The sequence below is a fragment of the Mycobacterium sp. M23085 genome (assembly GCF_045343915.1).
Taxonomy (GTDB): domain Bacteria; phylum Actinomycetota; class Actinomycetes; order Mycobacteriales; family Mycobacteriaceae; genus Mycobacterium.
The window spans coordinates 1,634,647-1,652,701 of sequence record NZ_CP174280.1 but is presented as its reverse complement, the minus strand read 5'-3'; the positions used below and the strand labels follow the sequence as shown (position 1 = coordinate 1,652,701).

The window sequence follows — 18,055 nt, the reverse complement described above, 5'->3', positions numbered from 1 at the left end:
CAGCGAGGCACGAGCTGGCGGTCCGCTCATGACTGCAGGTCGAGCGCCGCCCCGATCAGCGCGAGGTGGCTGAGCCCCTGCGGCAGGTTGCCCAGGAAGGACCGGTCGTCGGCGTCCATCATCTCGGGCAGGACGCCGACGTCGTTGGTCAGCGCGACGAGCTCGTCCATCAGCTCCCTTGCCTCAGACGTGCGGCCCACGTGGTGCAAGGCCGAGACGGCCCAGAACGCGCATGCGACGAAAGCCCCCTCCCGTTCGTCCTCACGCGCCCCGCTGAAACGGAAAAGCAAGGGGCCGCAGCCCAATTCGCGGCGCAGCGTGTCGATGGTGGCCGACATTCGTTCGCCGCGGTCAAACCCGCTGCCGGCATGCAGCAGGATCGACGCGTCCAACCGACCGCTGCCCGGATACCATTCGTAGCTGCCCAGCTCGTCGTTCCAGCATCGCCGCCGCACCCAGTCGCTGATCCGCTCGGCCTCGCTGGCCCACCGGCCGGGATCGCCGGGTATCTGCCCTTGTTCGGCCAGATAGACCGCGCACCGCAGCGCTTGCCAGCAGCCGAGTTTGGACGTCGTGTAGTGCTCTTGTTGCGGCAGCTCCCACATGCCGGCGTCCCGATGTCGCCAGGCGTCGCACGCCCGGTCGGCGAAATCGGCAAGCAGATGGCCCGTTTCGGTATCCAGCACGTGACCGCTGTCCACGTAGAGCCGGACCGTGTCGAAGAGGTCGGCGAAGAGGCTCAGCTGCAGTTGCCCGTCGGCACGGTTACCCGTCACCACCGGGCCGATCCCGCGCCAGCCGGCCGCCTCGAATTGACGCACCGGGGGAGGCGACGACCCGTCGAGGCGATAAAAAACCCCCTCATGAGGCGTGTGACGGCGGACCGTTCGCAACAGCCAGCTGACCGCGGCATGGGTCTCTTCACGAATACCGAAGCGGCGCAAGGCCGACAGCGTATACGCGGTGTCGCGGATCCACGCGAAGCGGTAGTCCCAATTCTTGCCGCCGGAAAGCCGTTCGGGCAGTGAGGTGGTCGCGGCCGCGGCGATGGCTCCGGTCGGGCTGAAGAAGAGCAGCTTGAGCAGCAACACGCTGCGGCGCACCGCCTCGGCCCACGACTCGGGGCATTCGAACTGCCCCGACCAGTTCCGCCAGAACGCGATGGTCTTGTCCAGCCCCTCGTCGATGTCGGTAGCCGACGACAGCATCAGCGGTTCGGACTCCGACGCGACCAGGCCGATCAGCCGCCGCTGACCGGCCGTCGCGGTGAACGTGCCCGACGCCGTCTGGTCTGTCCACTCCACGTCGAGTTCCTCCGAGACGCACACGCCCATGTTGAGCGATCCGGCCCGAAGCACCGCGCCGTGCGGGGTGCGCCGCGCCCACGGCGAGGAGCAGTCGAAGCAGGTTCCCGGCGCGACGCGCCAGCGCATCAAGACGGTGCCGTCCAGACCCTCCACCCGGCGGGCCAGTTCGGTCCAGGGCAACCGGCCGCCGAACCCGATGTTCAGCGCGTCGGTGACCCGAACCCGTCCGGACTCGGTGACGAACGTGGTTTCCAGCACGTTGGTTTTCGGCAGGTAGCGCCGCTGCGTGTGAAACGGCACGGTGGGGGCCAAGTCCAACCGGCCGCCGTTGGGTTGATCGAGCAGCGCGGCGAACACCGGCAGCGAATCCAGATCCGGAATCGGGAACCAGTCGATGGCACCGTCTTCGGCGACCAGCGCCACCGTGCGGCCGTCGCCGATCGGCGCGTAGCTGTTCAGCGCCGCGAAACCGGCTGTCCGGTAGGGTGATTCGGCCGGCGCCGAGGTCTTCGGGTCAAGCTCTGGTGCCGGCACACGACAACGTGTTCCCCGGTGCGGCGCGGGTAAACGACGCGGCGGTGCATAACCGGGCTGCCAGCGGGTAGCCCGGCGTGATGACCAAGATCGGATACTTCCTCACCTGCGAGCAATTCGGCCCGAAGGAACTCATCGACCAGGCCAAGCGCGCGCAGGACGCCGGGTTCGAGGCGCTGTGGATCTCGGACCACTATCACCCCTGGAACGACGAGCAGGGCCAGAGCCCGTTCGTGTGGGGAGTAATCGGCGCGTTGTCGGAGGCGACGTCGTTGCCGGTCAGCACCGCCGTCACGTGCCCGACCATGCGGATCCACCCGGCGATCATCGCGCAGGCGTCGGCCACCGCGGCCGTGCAGCTCGACGGCCGCTTTGTGCTCGGGGTGGGCAGCGGGGAGGCCCTCAACGAACACATTCTGGGCGATCCCTGGCCGTCCGCCGGGGTGCGCCTCGAGATGTTGGAGGAGGCGGTCGCCGTCATTCGCAAGCTGCACAACGGTGGCGAAGTGAGCCACCACGGCAAGCATTACGAGGTGCAGGAGGCGCAGGTGTACACCAGGCCGGAACAACCGGTGCCGATCTACGTCTCCGCGTTCGGTCCGCAGGCCGTTGAGCTGGCGGCCCGCATCGGCGACGGATACAGCATCGCCATGCCCGACGGCGACCTGGTCAAGCAATTCCGGGAGGCCGGCGGCGGCACGAAGCCGGTGCAGGGCGGTACCAAAGTCTGCTGGGACACCGACGCCGACGCCGCGCTGAAGACCGCGCACCGGCTCTGGGCCAACGAGGGACTGCCCGGTCAGACCTCGCAAATCCTGCCCCGCCCTAAGGATTTCGCCGCCCTGCAGTCGCTGGTGCCGCCGGACGCCGTCGCTGAGAGCGTGGCCTGTGGCCCGGACCCCGACAAGCACGTCGCCCAGGTTCGCAAGTACATCGACGCCGACGTCGACGAGATCTACGTGCAGCAGATCGGTCCCGACATGGACGGGTTCTTCGCGGCATGGCAGCGCGACGTGCTGCCCCAGTTGCGTGGCTAGACTCCGCCGTCTCCCGTCACCTCAGTCGGTCAACGCCCGGCCCACGATCTGCGGATCCGGCTCGCCCACCACCTCATCGTCCTTGTCGTCGTAGTCGGCGTTGGCGAGCACGTACCGCATGGCGTTGATCCGGGCACGCTTCTTGTCGTTGCTTCGCACCACGATCCACGGAGCGGCGTCGGTGTCGGTGGCGTCGAACATCGCTTCCTTGGCGGCGGTGTAGTCGTCCCACCTGTTCACCGATTCGATGTCCATCGGGGAGAACTTCCACTGTCGCACCGGATCTACCAACCGGACGGCGAACCGGGTGCGTTGTTCGGCCGGCGAGACCGAGAACCAGAACTTGGTCAGGGTTATGCCGCTGTCGACCAGCAATCTTTCGAACGGCGGCGCCTGCTCCATGAACTCCGTGTACTGCTCGGGAGTGCAGAACCCCATCACCTTCTCAACGCCGGCGCGGTTGTACCACGAACGATCGAACAGCACCATCTCGCCGCCCGACGGCAGATGGCTGACATAGCGCTGGAAATACCACTGCGTCTTCTCTTGCTCGGTTGGCTTCTCCAGCGCCACCACTCGCGCGTTGCGGGGGTTGAGGTGCTCCATGAATCGCTGGATGGTTCCGCCTTTTCCGGCCGCGTCGCGCCCCTCGAACAAGATCACATGCCTGCCGCTGGTGCGTTTGTTGTGCTTCTGCAATTTCAACAGCTCGATTTGCAGCCGCCGCTTCAGCCGCTCGTACTCCTCGTGCGGCATCCGATGGTCGTAGGGGTAGCGCTCGCGCCAGGTTTCAAGGTGTTTGCCCTCCCGGTCGAGCAGGACTGGGTCGTCGTCGTCCCGGTCGTCGACGGTGTAGCCGTGTTCCGGGCTGGACAGAGTGTCCAGATCTATCTCGGTCATAGCTCGACGCTATCGCTGCTGTAGCGGACCCCTCAACCGTCAAAAGCCGGGCCGTCGAATCGATCTCGAGTAATGAACTCCGCGACCGGCCGGCGGCGCAGCTTGGTCAGCTGCCGCACCGGTTTTCCGAGCGGTACGACGGCGGCCACCGCGTGCCGGTCGGGAATGCCGAGCAGTCGGCGGACTTGCTCTTCGGCCGCGATGGCCATCGTGGTGATGGTGCCGCCGTAGCCCTCGCAGCGCGCGGCGAGCAGGATGTTCCAGATCAACGGATAGACCGATGCGCCACCGGCGATACCGACGCGGTCCAGATCCTGATCGACGGCGGCGACAACGGCCAGGTCCACCGAAACAACAAGGACCACAGGCGCTTTGGCGATCGGTGCGACGAACGTGTCCGGGATCTCGGTGGCGTCGATGACGTCTTGCGGCACGCCGCTGGGATGTACTGAATTCCATGGGTTTTCACCCGCCCGCAGTTGGGCGGAGTAGCGGCGGGCGGCGGGCTTGCCGAGTTCGGCGAGCCGGCGGCGCATCGTTTCGTCGCGCACCACGGTGACGTGGGCGCCTTGCCTGTTGCCGCCGCTGGGAGCGAACCGGGCGTTGTCGAAGATGCGTCCCAGCACGTCGTCGGGCAACGGGTCGTCGGTGAACTCCCGTGCCGCGAAAGTTGTTCGCATCACGTCGTATAACTGCATTGCGGGGTGGCTCATCAACTCGCGGACGCGCACCGCTCCAGGCGGAAGGTGCGTTCGAACCCGGCCGGCTGCGTCGTCAAGGTCACTTCCACCGCACCGCCGGGGGCGATGACGTAACGCTCCTCCACGTCGGGCCCGTCCTGCCACCGGCCGACCGGCTGGCGCCCGAGGTCGTCGCGGTCGCGCAGGGCGGGGTCGAACGGGAACAGCACCGGGTCGTACGGCGTGACGTCGCCGTCGGGCCGCCCGTTGACCAGGCGGCTGCACTCCACGAACCGGAAGTGGCCGATGTTGTGCGCCGCTCGGTATTTCCGCTTCACCACCAGCGGGGACTGCCCGTCGGCAGGCAGCGAAACGTCCTTGCACACGATCGGGTCGAAGACGACGCCGGCGCCGGCCTCGGCCTCCCGAAAGACCCCGAAATTTCTCGAGAAGCGTTCGGACAGGGCGAAACCGGACTCCTTGTCCAGAAAGACGGCAAGGCCGATGGCCGTGGCGGCGAAGGGGTGCGGCGAGCGTTTCACCCGCTTCTCGCCGAAGTTGCTGCGCAGCATCCGCGACACCAGGGGGAAACCCCCGGCCCCGCCGACGACATAGATGCCCGCCACCTCCGACCAGTCCACGTCCCGGCGTCCCCGCGCCGGATCGTGCAGGACACGGTTGAGCAACTCCATCGTCTGGTCGACCAACGGTGCGCACACCGAGTAGACGTCGTCGATGGGGCAGGAGAACGGCGGCCGATCGAACGGGGACAGGTCGACCAGGAAGCGTCGGGTGTGCGGTCCGACCGCCTCCTTGCGGGCGGCGCACTCCTCGGCCAGTAGGTCGCGCTTGGCGGCGTCGAGGGCGGGCAGGTTCGCGCCGTCCAGCACCAGCTCGACGATCGCCTCGTCGAAGTCGTCACCGCCGAGGCGCTGGATGCCCTCGCTGATGACGACCTCGTTGGCGTGCCCGGTCATCTTCAGCAACGACGCGTCGAAGGTGCCGCCGCCGAGGTCGTAGATGAGGACGTATTCGCGTTTGGCGGTGATGGTCGACCGGTACCGGTGGGCGTATTCCAGGCTGGCGGCGGACGGCTCGTTGAGCAGCGCGACGACCTGAAAGCCGGCGGCCACGTACGCATCCAGTGTCAGCAGGCGCTGGGCGCTCGAGGCATTGGCCGGCACGCTGATCGCGGCTTCGATGGCTTCGCCCGGGGCCAGGGTGGCATTCGAGTGCCGCTGCAGATCGGTTTTCAGCTGGGCGAGGAATCCGGTCAGCAGGTCGGCCAGCCGATAGTCGCGGCCGGCCAGGCTCACCTCGGTCTGGGGTCCGGCGTCGTTGAGCAAGCGTTTGAACGAGCGCAGCACCGACCAGCCCGGGTCATGTCGGACGGCGGCGGCCTCCGCGCCGAAGCGCAACTCCCCGGCGGCATTGGCGGCGATGAGCGACGGCCACGCGTCCACGCCCTCGAAGGAGACGACGGGATAGTTGCCCCGGTCGACGGCCGCGACGACGGTGTGGGTGGTGCCAAAGTCGATACCGACTCTCATCGCGCAAGTTTAGGACCGCGACGCGGGCTTGGGCACAACCTTTTTGTCCGGCGTGCCGCCCGCGTTCGGTCAGTCCTCGAAGTGGCGCTCGTAGTCGTTGCGCTCGAGCCACCACTGCAGGTTGTAGGTCCCCATCGCGAGCAGCACCATCGACCCGGCACAGACGACGCTGATGGTTGCGTTCACAGCCTGTCCATTTCGCGTGCCATGCGGGCGTCCTCGAGGTAGCCGTAATACCGCGGGGGATGCGGGTGGCGCGGCTTGTTCGCGTCTGCGGCCATTCGCCGCAGCACCGTGGCGATGCGGCCGGCGAGGGGGGCACGGCGCGTCCCCTGGACAACGGCGGCGCCGAAGAGCACCTGCTGGGTGGTGATGAGGACCGCGGCGGGGGCCGCCTCGACCGTGGGCGCCGCCGCGGACGGTTGGGCGATGGGCTCGTTGACGGCATCGGGTGCGGTCGGGACTCCCGTTGGCGTGACTAGCATTTCGTTCACCTTCTTCGCGCTGCGGCCGCGTTGACCAGGTAGTTCGGCCGCTGACGCCGCTACCGTACGGTCGGTGTCCGCCGGTACGCACGCGTAGTCGACTACCTGTCTGTGTGCGACTCGCTCCCGCGCTCCGCGCGCTCGTCCCATTGCCGCTGCAACTGGCGCTCGGCTGCGGTGGGGATCAGACCCGAGGGCGCGAAGAACTTCGAGGGCACCGGCTCGTCCTCGGTCAGCGGTCGGCTCAACCTGCTGGCCGGCCCGCGAACTGCCCCGAGCGCGGCCACGGCTCCGGCGATCACCACGATGACGACGGCCAAAGCGAACAAGATCGACAGCGTGCCCTGGATGAAGGTGTTCCTGATGACCTCGTCGAGCTGATGTGCGCTCCTTGCCGAACCGAATGCCGTCTTGCCGGCTTGCTTGGCCGCCAGGTACGTCGAGTGTTGGGTCCAATAGCCGACGGCGGGATCGGCGGAGAAGATCTTCTGCCACGACGCGGTCAGGGTGACCACCAGATCCCACAGCAGCGGCACCCCGGGGATCCACGCCCACTTCAGCAGGCCCTTCTTGATGACGATCACCGTGATGACGGTCAGCGCGATCGCCGCGAGCAGCTGGTTGGCGATACCGAACAGCGGGAACAGCGTGTTGATGCCGCCCAGCGGATCGGTCACGCCCATCAGCAGGATGGCGCCCCACGCCGCGACCACGGCCAGGCTGCAACCCCAGACGCCCGGGCGCCAGCTCGGATTCTGCAGCTTGGCCAGCGGCCCGCCCAGGTTGCCCAGCGCATCGGAGAGCATGAACCGCGCGACCCGGGTGCCCGCGTCGACGGCGGTCAGGATGAACAGCGCCTCGAACATGATCGCGAAGTGGTACCAGAACGCCTTGAGGCCGGCGCCGCCGAACACCCGGTTCAACACCTCCGACATGCCCACCGCCAGTGTCGGGGCGCCGCCGGTGCGGGACACGATCGACTTTTCACCGACCCCGGCGGCGGCCCGGTTCAGCTGCTCGGCGGTGGCCGGGCCGCCCGGCAGCCCGAGCCCGTTGACGTAGTGCGCCGCGGTGGCCGCGGTACCGCCGGTCTGCGCGGCGGGGGCGTTGAGGGCGAAGTAGACGTGCTGATCGAGGATCGCGGCACTGATCAAAGCCATGACGGCGACGAACGACTCGGTCAGCATGCCGCCGTAGCCGATGAAGCGCATCTGGCTTTCCTTCTCCAGCAGCTTGGGCGTCGTCCCCGACGAGATCAGCGCGTGAAATCCGGACAGCGCGCCGCACGCGATGGTGATGAACAGGAAGGGGAACAGCGAGCCGGGAAACACCGGCCCGTCGCCGCGGTGGGCGAACGGTGAGACCGCCGGCGCCTGGATGAGCGGATGAGCGAGAAAGATGCCGAGCGCCAGCAACGCGATGGCGCCGACCTTCATGAACGTCGACAGGTAATCGCGGGGCGCCAGCAGCAACCACACCGGCAGCGCCGACGCCACGAAGCCGTAGCTGATGATCAACCACGAGACCGTGACCGCGGACAGGTTCAACCAGCTTGCACCCCAGGAGGTTTCGCTGACCCAGTTGCCGCAGACCACGGCGAGCATCAGCAACGCGAAACCGATGAGCGAGACTTCACCTACCTGCCCGGGACGAAGGAAGCGCAGGTAGCAGCCCATGAAGAGGGCGATCGGGACGGTCATGGCGATGGAGAACACGCCCCACGGGCTCTGGGCCAGCCCGCGCACCACCACCAGGGCGAGCACGGCGATGATCATCACCATGATGACCAGGACGCCGACCATCGCGGCCGCGCCGCCGGTCGCGCCGAGCTCGTCGCGGGCCACCTGGCCCAGCGAACGGCCCCGCCGCCGGGTGGAGATCCACAGCACCAGGTAGTCCTGCACCGCGCCGGCGAACACCGCGCCGAAGATGATCCAGATGGTGCAGGGCAGATAGCCCATCTGGGTGGCCAGCACCGGACCGACCAGGGGCCCGGCCCCGGCGATGGCGGCGAAGTGGTGACCGAACAGCACGCGCCGGTCGGTCGGCACGTAGTCGGAGCCGTCGTCGAAGACCTCGGCGGGCGTGGCGTGGTCGTCGCGCGGCCGGACGACCTTCAGTTCGATCAGCCGGGCATAGAACCGGAATCCGATCAGGTAGGTGCAGATCGCCGCGACGACGATCCACACCGCATTCACCGTCTCGCCCCGGGCCAAGGCGATGATCGCCCAGGCGACGGCGCCGAGCACCGCAATGATCGCGAACGCGACCTTGTGCCGGCCGGCGATGGGGGAGCGGTCGACGATGGCGACGGGTGGCAGGTCCTGGTCAGTGTGGATGTAGCTGAGGCCGCTGTCGTGCTCTGTGACTGCCACGGCGGGAACCCTACGCGCGCAAAGCGAACTGCGCCTGTCCAGAAAACAGCGCCCATGGTCACAACGAAACGAGGGGATTACCGTGATCTGATGCCGTTGTGGCGACTGCGTGACTACGACGACGACGACCTGGATCAGGCCATCCAGATTTGGGACCAGAGCCGCAGTCCCGGGTCGGCGGAGCCGGTGTTCTCGGTCGCCGAGGTGATGGCTGCCGCTCGATCGGGCCAGCCAGCGGTGGTAGCCGAGATCGGCGACGAAGTGGTCGGCATGGCGGTCGCGCGGACGGACGGTGAACGTGCGTGGGTGCTCCTGGTCGCGCTGGCGTCACGGTGGCGTCAGCGCGGCATCGGCAGCGCACTGCTCGCCGATCTGGAACGACGCTTGCGGTCAGTGGGGGTGCGCAAAATCTGCACAATCGTTCCGGAGGGTGCGACCGGCTCGGCGGCACTGGAAAACTCGGGCTATACCCGCCGCGACGGGCTGGTGTACTACGAGATGATCGAACATCTGCGACCCGACCAGGCCAACATGCTCGCAGCACTGGGTGGGCGGATGCTCTCGCCAGGCCTGTGGCAGGAACTGGCCGGTATGGAGCAGGAAAAGCAAATTATCGAGCAGCGCATCATCGCTCCGTTGGCCCACCCCGACATCGCCGATCGGTATGGAGTACGTCCGCCTAAGGCGGTCATCTTGTTCGGGCCCCCTGGCACTGGCAAAACGAGCTTCGCCAAAGGTATTTCGTCGCGGCTTGGTTGGCCCTTCGTTGAGCTCTTTCCGTCCCGGCTGGCCGCGGTGGCCGAGGGCGGCCTGGCGGCGTCGCTTCGGGAACTGTTTTCGGAACTGGCCGAGCTCGATGAGCTGGTGTTGTTCATAGACGAAGTCGAGGAGATCGCTGTCGCGCGCGCCGGCGCCAGTACCCCCGAAACCGGGGTCACCAACGAGTTGCTTAAACTCATCCCGTCGTTTCGTGAGCACGACGGGCGCCTGCTGGTGTGCGCTACCAATTCGGTTCACTCGCTGGACTCGGCATTCTTGCGGCCCGGGCGCTTCGACTATGTCATTCCGATCGGTCCACCGGACCAGCTGGCTCGCATGTCCGTATGGAAACGCTATCTGGGCGAGGGTGATTCGGGTATAGATGTGGAGCAGCTGGTCGCGGCGACCGAGTTGTTCACGCCCGCTGACATCGAGTTCGCAGCCCGCAAGGGCGCGCAGGTGGCGTTTGATCGTGAGATGGAGCACGGGCGGGGGGAGCCCGCGACGACCGGAGATTATCTTATGGCCGTCGACGATGTCCGGCCGACGTTGACCGGCGCGATCCTGGCTGAATTCACCGACGACAAAGCACGATTCGCGAGGTTGTAGTTCCTGCGCGCGGGGTTCAATACAGGGCGCGCACGGCGTCGATGGTGTCGGCTTCGGCGGGGCTCTTGTCGTCGCGATAGCGCACGACGCGGGCGAACCGCAGCGCCAGCCCGCCTGGGTAGCGCGTCGATTTCTGCACGCCGTCCAGCGCGATTTCGACCACTTGCTCGGGCCGCAGACGGACGACGTACCCGTCCGTCCCACCGACCGCCAGTTCGCTGAACCGGGCGGTCTGCCACTCCAGCATGGCGTCCGTCATGCCCTTGAAAGTCTTTCCCACCATGATGAATTCGCCGCTGGCCGGATCACGCGCGCCCAGATGGATATTGGAGAGCTTGCCGCGGCGCCGCCCCGATCCCCACTCCACGGCGAGCACCACCAGGTCCAGCGTGTGCACCGGCTTGACCTTCAGCCAGCCCGCTCCGCGCCGCCCCGCCTGGTACGGCGCGTCGGGTGCCTTGGCCATCACCCCCTCGTGGCCGGCGGCCAGCGTCGCATCGAGGAAGGCGGCCGCCTGGGCGGGGTCGGCGGTGAGTAACCGGTCCACCCGCTGCGCCGCCGGCACCAACGCGTCGAGGGCGGCCAACCGGTCGCTGGTCGGCGCGTCCAGCAGGTCGACGCCGTCGCAGTGCAGGATGTCGAAGAAGAACACCGAAAGTCGTTGCGCGCCAAGCGCTGCGGCGATATCGACGGAGCGGCCGAACCGTGAGGCGGTGACCTGGAACCGGTGGGGCCGGTTATCGGGGCGCAACGCGATCGCCTCACCGTCGGCGATCAGGTCGTCGACCGGCAGCGCCAGCGTCGCCTCCACCACCTCGGGCAGCCGGGCCGTGACGTCGTCCAGGCTCCGGGTGTAGACGGTGACCTCATCACCGGCGCGATGAATCTGCACCCGCGCCCCGTCCAGCTTTGCCTCGAAAATTGTTGAGCCGCCGTGGCGTTCGATCGCGGCGGCCACATCCGTCGCGGTCTGCGCCAGCATCGGGCCGACCGGCCGACCGACCCGTAGGGTGAACGCGTCCAGCGCCGAGGCTGCACCGGAAAGGGCGGCAGCCGCCACCGCGGGCAGGTCCCCGCCCAGCATCGCGGCGCGCTGCACCGCGGCGGCCGGAATGCCGGCGGCCTTGGCCACGGCGTCGGTCATGATGCCGGCCAGCGCGCCCTGGCGCAGCTCGCCGCCGAGGAGCCGCAGCAGAAAGGTCTGCTCCGTGTCGGTAGCTGCGGCGAACAGGGTGTTCAGCAGCGCGGCGCGGCGTGCCTGCGCGCCCTTGCCTGACACGGCGCCGATCTCGGAGAAGGTGGCGTCAACGCCGTCGACGGTCAGCGAGGCGTGGCCGGCCGCCGGCGGGCGCGAGCGCAGCGCCGCCCAGCCCACGCCGATCTGGCGTTGCGGCAACTCACCGGAAAGCCACGAGACGATGATGGCGACCAGCGCGGCGTCGGGCGCGGCGCGGGTCAGCAGCTCGGCGATGTGGCCGACTTTGGTCAGCCGCGACGACGTGCTCGCGACGTCGGTAGACGTCGTTGCCACGTCGAGAAGGAGCACGGTTGCCAGCTTGGCATGGCTCGGTGACAGGCTTGCGGAACGGACACGCTAGCGTGCCTACGTAACGTTACAAATCGCAGGGATTCTGACAACCACAAAGGAGACGTCCGGATGGAGATCAGCGGGAAGAAGGTCGTCGTCATCGGCGGCGCATCGGGAATGGGTCGTGCCAGCGCCGAGCTGCTGCACGACCGCGGCGCGGATGTCGCCATCCTCGACCGCGAGGGCTCCGACGGTAAGACTGTCGCCGAGGGTGTCGGCGGTACCTTCTACCCGGTCGACGTCACCGACTTCACCGGCACCGAAGAGGCGCTGCAGGCCGCGGTCGACAAGCTCGGCGGCTTGCACGTCGTGATCACCACTGCGGGTGGCGGCATCGCCAAGCGGACGCTGACCAAATCGGGTCCGCACGACCTCGAATCGTTCCAGTCCGTGATCGACCTCAACCTGGTCGCCACCTTCAACATCAGCCGGCTGGCCGCCGCGCACATGGCCAAGAACGAGCCCGAGGACCCCGACACCGGGGAGCGCGGCGTCATCATCAACACCGCCTCCATCGCGGCCTTCGAGGGCCAGATCGGGCAGGTCGCCTACACCGCCGCCAAGGCGGGCATCGCCGGAATGTGCCTGACCATGGCCCGCGACCTGGGCTCGGTGGGCATCCGGGTGCTGGGCATCGCCCCCAGCCTGTTCGCCACGGGTCTGACCCAGGGCATTCCGGACGAGTTCGCGACGCAGCTGACCAAGGACGCGGCGTTCCCGAAGCGCCTCGGCCGTCCGGAGGAGTACGCGAAGCTGGCCGCAGCCATCATCGACAACCCGATGCTCAACGGCCAATGCCTGCGACTGGACGCCGGACAGCGGTTCGCGCCCAAGTAGACGCCCCCGCTGGGACCCTCCCCGCATTAAGTACACTCTTTAGGCAGCCGCCCCGCTTCCCCTCGAAGCGGGGCAGGCCACCCAGCTTCTGGGGCAATCACACCCGGCTGGCATGCGGCGCGAGGAGGGCCCTCATGGGTATCGCAATAACCGACGACCATCGTGAGCTCGCCGAGGTAGCCCGCGGGTTCCTGACTTCGCAGAAGGCGCGCTGGGCGGCGCGATCGCTGCTTGACGCCACCGATGAGCCGCGGCCCGGGTACTGGCAGAACCTGGTCGAACTCGGCTGGCTCGGCCTGCACGTCGACGAGGAATACGGCGGCTCCGGGTTCGGGCTGCCCGAACTCGTCGTGGTGATCGAAGAACTTGGCCGCGCGGTCGCGCCAGGGCCCTTCGTGCCGACGGTGATCGCCTCCGCCGTGATCGCCAAAGACGGTACCGCCGAACAGAAGTCGCGACTGCTGCCCGGCTTGATCGATGGAACCGTCACCGCGGGCATCGGGCTGGACGGCGGGGTGCGGGTCCACGACGGCGTGGCCGAGGGTGAGGCCGGGATCGTCCTGGGCGCCGGGCTGGCCGAGCTGCTGGTGATCGCCGCGGGCGACGACGTGTTGGTGATCGAGCGTGGCCGCGATGGTGTCTCGGTCGAGGTGCCGGAGAACTTCGATCCGACCCGCCGATCCGGCCGCGTCCGGCTGCAGAACGTGCGCGTCGGCGACGACGACGTCCTGACCGGGGCGCGCGAATCGGCGTTGGCCCGGGCCCGCACGTTATTGGCCGCCGAGGCGGTGGGCGGGGCGTCGGACTGCGTCGACACCGCCGTCGACTACGCCAAGGTGCGCCAGCAGTTCGGGCGCACCATCGCCACTTTCCAAGCGGTCAAGCACCATTGCGCGAACATGCTGGTGGGAGCGGAGTCCGGGATCGCCGCCGTCTGGGATGCCGCCCGTGCGGCGTCCGAGGACTCGTCCGAAGACGAAGCGCAATTCCGGCTGATCGCCGCGGTGGCCGCCGCGCTGGCCTTCCCCGCCTACGTGCGCAACGCCGAACTCAACATTCAGGTGCACGGCGGCATCGGATTCACCTGGGAGCACGACGCGCACCTGCACCTGCGCCGGGCGGTGGTGAGCGCGGCGCTGTTCGGCGGCGACGCACCGGCCGCCGACGTCTTCGAGCGCACCGCCGCCGGCGCCGTCCGCGAGAACAGCCTCGACCTGCCGCCGGAAGCCGAAGAACTGCGCACCAGCATCCGCGCCGACGCCACCGAGATCGCCGCGCTGGGCAAAGAGGCCCAGCGCGACAAGCTGATCGAGACCGGCTACGTGATGCCGCACTGGCCCAAGCCGTGGGGACGCGCCGCCGACGCGGTCGAGCAGCTGGTGATCGAGGAGGAGTTCCGCGCCGCCGGCATCAAGCGTCCCGACTACGGGATCACCGGCTGGGTGATCCTGACCCTGATTCAGCACGGGACGCCTTGGCAGATCGAACGATTCGTGGAGAAGGCGCTGCGCAAGGACGAGATCTGGTGCCAGTTGTTCTCCGAGCCCGACGCCGGCTCGGACGCCGCATCCATCAAGACGCGGGCCACCCGGGTGGACGGCGGCTGGAAGATCAACGGCCAGAAGGTCTGGACCAGCGGGGCACACTACTGTGCGCGCGGGCTGGCCACCGTGCGCACCGACCCCGACGCCCCGAAGCACGCCGGCATCACCACGGTGATCGTCGACATGAAGGCGCCCGAGGTCGAGGTTCGCCCGCTGCGGCAGATCACCGGCGGCTCGGACTTCAACGAGGTCTTCTTCAACGACCTGTTTGTCCCCGACGAGGACGTCGTCGGCACGCCCAACTCCGGGTGGACCGTCGCGCGCGCCACGCTGGGTAACGAGCGGGTCAGCATCGGGGGCAGCGGGTCGTTCTACGAAGGTCTGGCCGACCAACTGGTGCAGCTCACCGAGCAGCGGCCGGATCGGTTGGCGGGCGGGCGAGTTCGAGTCGGGTCGTACCTCGCCGAGGAAACCGCGCTGCGGCTGCTGAACCTGCGGCGCGCCGCGCGCAGTGTCGAAGGAGCGGGCCCCGGCCCGGAAGGCAACGTCACCAAGCTGAAGCTGGCCGAGCACATGGTGGAGGGCGCCGCGATCATGGCGGCGCTGCTGGGTCCCGAGGTCGCGCTGACCGACGGCCCCGGCGCCCTGGCCGGCCGGCTGATGATGGGGGCCCGCGGCATGGCGATCGCCGGTGGCACGTCGGAGGTGACGCGCAATCAGATCGCCGAGCGGATCCTCGGCATGCCGCGTGACCCGCTGATCAACTAGTAGGCGTCAGGCCGGCGCGAACTGCGCCGCGCCGCCGCTGCCACGTTCCGGTCGCAGGGCGACGGGCATGCCGCAGGTCACCGAATCCGGTTCGCAATCAACGATATTGGCGGCGACCCGCAGGCCGCTCTGTTCGGCGAGCTCGACGATGGCGATGACGTACGGGGTGGGGATCTGCGGGTTGTACGGGTGATGGTTGACCGTGTAGGTGAACACGGTGCCTTGCCCGGAGACTTCTCGCGCCTGCAGCGGGCCCCCGCACTCGCGGCATTCGCCGCTGCCCGGATGTACCCAGCGCGCGCAGTCGTCGCAGTACTCGATGAGCAGCGCCCCGTCTGACACGACGAATACAGTACACTCAATTGATTCGATGCGGTGTGTGGTTCTGACGGGCGGTGGACATGACGCATTTCGAAAAAGACGCGATCCTGTCCGGCATCGGGATCTCCCGGATCGGACGCCGCACCGGCATACCGGGCCTGGAGCTGACCATGGAGGCGGTGCGCGCCGCCATCGCCGACGCCGGGCTGACCGCGACCGACATCGACGGCATCGCCACGCTGGGCGACACGCCCGCAGCGGACGTCAACACCCACCTGGGCATCGACGCCGCGGACTGCGGGTCGGGGTTCGGCACCGGCGGCCTGCTTTCGCCGGTGATGTCGGCTTGCCGCGCGGTCGCCGAACGCCGCGCCCGCCACGTGGTGGTGTACCGGACGATCCAAATGCTCGGCGGCACCGTCCCGGTCAAGCAGGAGGAGAACGCACCGGCGCCGCCGCTGGCGCGGATGTTCGAGACACCCGAAGGGGAGCCGAAGCCCGCCGTCGGTGCGATGGACGACGTCAACGATCTGGTTGCGGCGCATGCCTATTCCGCCGCCAACTGGCTGGCGCTCAACTGCCGTCGGCACATGGAGCTGTACGGGACCAGCAAGGAACAGCTGGGCTGGATAGCGCTCAACGGCAGGCGCAACGCGGCGCTCAATCCCCTTGCGGTCTACCGGGATCCGATGACAATGGCCGATTACCTGGGCGCTCGGCTGGTGTCCACCCCGCTCGGGCTGCTGGACTGCGACGTCCCGATCGACGGCTCGATCGCGGTGGTGGTCTCGCACGCGGAGTACGCCGCCGACTGCCCGCACCGCGCGGTGAAGGTGGAGGCGATCGGCGGGTCCGACGGAGCCGGGGGCTGGTTTCACCGCGCGGACTACCCGAAGATGGCGATGTCGGACGCCGCGACGCAGATGTGGTCGCGCACGGCGTTGCGGCCCGCCGACCTCCAAATCGCCCAGCTCTATGACGGTTTCACCTATCTCACCCTGGCGTGGCTGGAAGCGCTCGGGATCTGCGGCGACGGCGAGGGCGGCCCGTTCGTCGAGGGTGGGACGCGGATCGCCCGCGACGGGCAGCTGCCGCTGAACACCTACGGCGGCCAACTTTCGGCGGGCCGCATGCACGGCTACTGGGCGTTGCACGAAGGGTGTCTGCAGTTGCGCGGCGAGGCGGGGGAGCGCCAGGTGTCGCGTCGCCCAGAGGTGGGTGTCGTCTCCGTCGGCGGTGGGCCCGTCGCGGGGTGCATGCTGCTGACCTGTTGAGCGAGACCGCGAACGAGCCCGGATGATCGAGGAGCCAAACAGCGGCCAGGCGGACAAACTCGCTTCGATGGTTGCCCGGGACATCGAAGCCGACATCGTCCGCCGTGGCTGGGCGGTCGGCGAGTCGCTGGGGTCCGAACAGGCCTTGCGGCAGCGCTTCGGGGTGAGCCGGTCGGTGCTGCGGGAGGCCGTCCGTCTGGTCGAACACCATCAGGTCGCGCGGATGCGCCGCGGCCCGGGCGGCGGGCTGTACATCTGCGAGCCCGATGCCGGGCCCGCCACCCGAGCCGTCGTCATCTATCTCGAGTACCTGGGCACGACGCTGGGCGATCTGCTCAACGCGCGCCTGGTGCTCGAGCCGTTGGCGGCCTCGCTCGCCGCCGAGCGCATCGACGAAGCCGGCATCGCACGGCTGCGGGCGGTACTGCAGGCCGAGCAACAGTGGAGGCCCGGTTTAGCGGCGCCCCGCGACGAGTTCCACGTCGCGCTGGCCGAGCAATCGAAAAACCCGGTGCTGCAGCTGTTTATCGATGTCTTGATGCGGCTCACCACCCGCTACGCGTTGTCGTCGCGAACGGATTCGGCAACCGAGGCCATCGAGGCGGTGGACCACCTGCACGCGCACCACTCCGCGATCGTCGCCGCCGTCACCGCCGGTGATGCCGCGCGCGCCAAGACGCTGTCCGAGCGACATGTCGAGGCCGTCACCGGCTGGCTGCAGCAGCATCACGCGGGCGACGGGAGCCGCGGGCGTAAGCGGCGCCGGCGGCTGGATTCCGATGCGCCCCGGGGCAAACTCGCCGAAATGCTGGCCGCCACCATCGGCGACGACATCGCCGCCGGCGGCTGGCAGGTGGGTTCGGTGTTCGGCACCGAGACCGCCCTGCTGGAGCGCTACCGGGTGAGCCGTGCGGTGCTCCGCGAGGCGGTGCGGCTGCTCGAATACCACTCGATCGCCCACATGCGCCGCGGACCCGGCGGCGGACTCGTCGTCGCCGAGCCTGCGGCACAGGCCAGCATCGACACGTTCGCCCTGTACCTGCAGTACCGCGACCCGAGCCGAGAAGACCTGCGCTGCGTCCGCGACGCCATCGAGATCGACAACGTCGCCAAGGTCGTCAAGCGGTTGAGCGAACCCGAGGTGACGGCGTTTCTGGTCGGCCACCGGTCCGGGCTGCCGGAAAATTCCGGGCAGACGGCCGACGACGTGCGGCGGGCGATCGCGGAGGAGTTCACCTTCCACGTCGGCCTGGCGCGGCTGGCCGGCAACGCGCTGCTGGATCTGTTCCTGCGGATCATCGTCGAGCTGTTCCGCCGGCACTGGTCGAGCACCGGGCAGGCGCTGCCGACCTGGTCGGACGTGCTGGCCGTGCGCCACGCCCACCTGCGGATCGTCGAGGCGGTGGAGGCGGCCGACGAGAGCGTCGCCTGTTATCGCCTGCGACGCCACCTCGACGCGGCCGCCTCGTGGTGGCTGTGAAGCGCGA

At 68.4% G+C, this 18,055-nt stretch carries 14 protein-coding genes; 6 read left to right on the top strand and 8 right to left on the bottom strand.

Annotation, left to right across the window (positions count from 1 at the left end):
* Positions 1-26: 26 nt before the first annotated feature.
* The gene (locus ACIUM1_RS07335) at positions 27-1,841 is read right to left on the bottom strand and encodes a glycoside hydrolase family 15 protein (RefSeq protein WP_406816551.1); all 1,815 of its coding nucleotides are present in this window, start codon (positions 1,839-1,841) and stop codon (positions 27-29) included.
* 80 nt (positions 1,842-1,921) lie between these two features.
* On the opposite strand from ACIUM1_RS07335, the gene ACIUM1_RS07330 reads away from it, so the two are divergent.
* Positions 1,922-2,878 (top strand): LLM class F420-dependent oxidoreductase, encoded by a 957-nt coding sequence (locus ACIUM1_RS07330; RefSeq protein ID WP_406816550.1) that lies wholly within the window; start codon positions 1,922-1,924, stop codon positions 2,876-2,878.
* Between the two features lie 21 nt (positions 2,879-2,899).
* On the opposite strand, the gene ppk2 is transcribed toward ACIUM1_RS07330, so the two are convergent.
* From ppk2 to ACIUM1_RS07305, 5 genes are all read right to left on the bottom strand, one after another.
* Positions 2,900-3,778: a polyphosphate kinase 2 gene (gene ppk2 / locus ACIUM1_RS07325; protein WP_406816549.1), complete on the bottom strand. Its 879-nt coding sequence runs from the start codon at positions 3,776-3,778 to the stop codon at positions 2,900-2,902.
* 32 nt (positions 3,779-3,810) lie between these two features.
* A complete protein-coding gene (locus ACIUM1_RS07320; protein WP_406816548.1) occupies positions 3,811-4,509 on the bottom strand; it encodes a nitroreductase family protein in 699 nt (232 codons plus the stop codon).
* On the bottom strand, positions 4,491-6,008 hold the full coding sequence (locus tag ACIUM1_RS07315; protein ID WP_406816547.1) for an Hsp70 family protein: 1,518 nt from the start codon (positions 6,006-6,008) through the stop codon (positions 4,491-4,493). The genes ACIUM1_RS07320 and ACIUM1_RS07315 overlap by 19 nt, the downstream gene beginning before the upstream one ends.
* 182 nt (positions 6,009-6,190) lie before the next feature.
* Positions 6,191-6,493 carry a hypothetical protein gene (locus ACIUM1_RS07310; RefSeq protein ID WP_406816546.1) on the bottom strand — a complete coding sequence of 101 codons (303 nt, stop codon included), beginning with the start codon at positions 6,491-6,493 and terminating at the stop codon, positions 6,191-6,193.
* 101 nt (positions 6,494-6,594) lie between these two features.
* On the bottom strand, positions 6,595-8,868 hold the full coding sequence (locus ACIUM1_RS07305) for a carbon starvation CstA family protein (protein WP_406816545.1): 2,274 nt from the start codon (positions 8,866-8,868) through the stop codon (positions 6,595-6,597).
* A 90-nt stretch (positions 8,869-8,958) separates the two neighbouring features.
* Here ACIUM1_RS07305 and ACIUM1_RS07300 point away from each other — a divergent pair, with 90 nt between their 5' ends.
* Positions 8,959-10,236, top strand: a complete 1,278-nt coding sequence (locus ACIUM1_RS07300) for an ATP-binding protein (protein ID WP_406816544.1) — start codon at positions 8,959-8,961, stop codon at positions 10,234-10,236.
* A gap of 16 nt (positions 10,237-10,252) precedes the next feature.
* On the opposite strand, the gene ACIUM1_RS07295 is transcribed toward ACIUM1_RS07300, so the two are convergent.
* Positions 10,253-11,782 (bottom strand): ATP-dependent DNA ligase, encoded by a 1,530-nt coding sequence (locus ACIUM1_RS07295; protein WP_406816543.1) that lies wholly within the window; start codon positions 11,780-11,782, stop codon positions 10,253-10,255.
* Between the two features lie 111 nt (positions 11,783-11,893).
* Between ACIUM1_RS07295 and ACIUM1_RS07290 the strand changes: the two genes are divergently transcribed.
* Positions 11,894-12,661 carry an SDR family NAD(P)-dependent oxidoreductase gene (locus ACIUM1_RS07290; protein WP_406816542.1) on the top strand — a complete coding sequence of 256 codons (768 nt, stop codon included), beginning with the start codon at positions 11,894-11,896 and terminating at the stop codon, positions 12,659-12,661.
* A 134-nt stretch (positions 12,662-12,795) separates the two neighbouring features.
* Positions 12,796-14,973 carry an acyl-CoA dehydrogenase gene (locus tag ACIUM1_RS07285; RefSeq protein WP_406816541.1) on the top strand — a complete coding sequence of 726 codons (2,178 nt, stop codon included), beginning with the start codon at positions 12,796-12,798 and terminating at the stop codon, positions 14,971-14,973.
* A gap of 6 nt (positions 14,974-14,979) precedes the next feature.
* Here ACIUM1_RS07285 and ACIUM1_RS07280 read toward each other — a convergent pair whose 3' ends face one another.
* Entirely contained in the window at positions 14,980-15,315 is a 336-nt protein-coding gene (locus ACIUM1_RS07280; RefSeq protein ID WP_406816540.1) for a Zn-ribbon domain-containing OB-fold protein, read from the bottom strand.
* A gap of 59 nt (positions 15,316-15,374) precedes the next feature.
* On the opposite strand from ACIUM1_RS07280, the gene ACIUM1_RS07275 reads away from it, so the two are divergent.
* Positions 15,375-16,568 (top strand): thiolase family protein, encoded by a 1,194-nt coding sequence (locus ACIUM1_RS07275; protein WP_406816539.1) that lies wholly within the window; start codon positions 15,375-15,377, stop codon positions 16,566-16,568.
* A 22-nt stretch (positions 16,569-16,590) separates the two neighbouring features.
* A complete protein-coding gene (locus tag ACIUM1_RS07270; protein ID WP_406816538.1) occupies positions 16,591-18,048 on the top strand; it encodes a FadR/GntR family transcriptional regulator in 1,458 nt (485 codons plus the stop codon).
* Positions 18,049-18,055 lie beyond the last annotated feature (7 nt).

Excerpts from the sequence above, each read along its gene's own strand:
- ppk2 (WP_406816549.1), bottom strand. The coding sequence starts at position 3,778 with ATGACCGAGATAGATCTGGACACTCTGTCCAGCCCGGAACACGGCTAC.
- ACIUM1_RS07270 (WP_406816538.1), top strand. The coding sequence starts at position 16,591 with ATGATCGAGGAGCCAAACAGCGGCCAGGCGGACAAACTCGCTTCGATG.
- ACIUM1_RS07275 (WP_406816539.1), top strand. The coding sequence starts at position 15,375 with ATGACGCATTTCGAAAAAGACGCGATCCTGTCCGGCATCGGGATCTCC.
- ACIUM1_RS07290 (WP_406816542.1), top strand. The coding sequence starts at position 11,894 with ATGGAGATCAGCGGGAAGAAGGTCGTCGTCATCGGCGGCGCATCGGGA.
- ACIUM1_RS07300 (WP_406816544.1), top strand. The coding sequence starts at position 8,959 with ATGCCGTTGTGGCGACTGCGTGACTACGACGACGACGACCTGGATCAG.
- ACIUM1_RS07315 (WP_406816547.1), bottom strand. The coding sequence starts at position 6,008 with ATGAGAGTCGGTATCGACTTTGGCACCACCCACACCGTCGTCGCGGCC.
- ACIUM1_RS07285 (WP_406816541.1), top strand. The coding sequence starts at position 12,796 with ATGGGTATCGCAATAACCGACGACCATCGTGAGCTCGCCGAGGTAGCC.
- ACIUM1_RS07330 (WP_406816550.1), top strand. The coding sequence starts at position 1,922 with ATGACCAAGATCGGATACTTCCTCACCTGCGAGCAATTCGGCCCGAAG.
- ACIUM1_RS07310 (WP_406816546.1), bottom strand. The coding sequence starts at position 6,493 with ATGCTAGTCACGCCAACGGGAGTCCCGACCGCACCCGATGCCGTCAAC.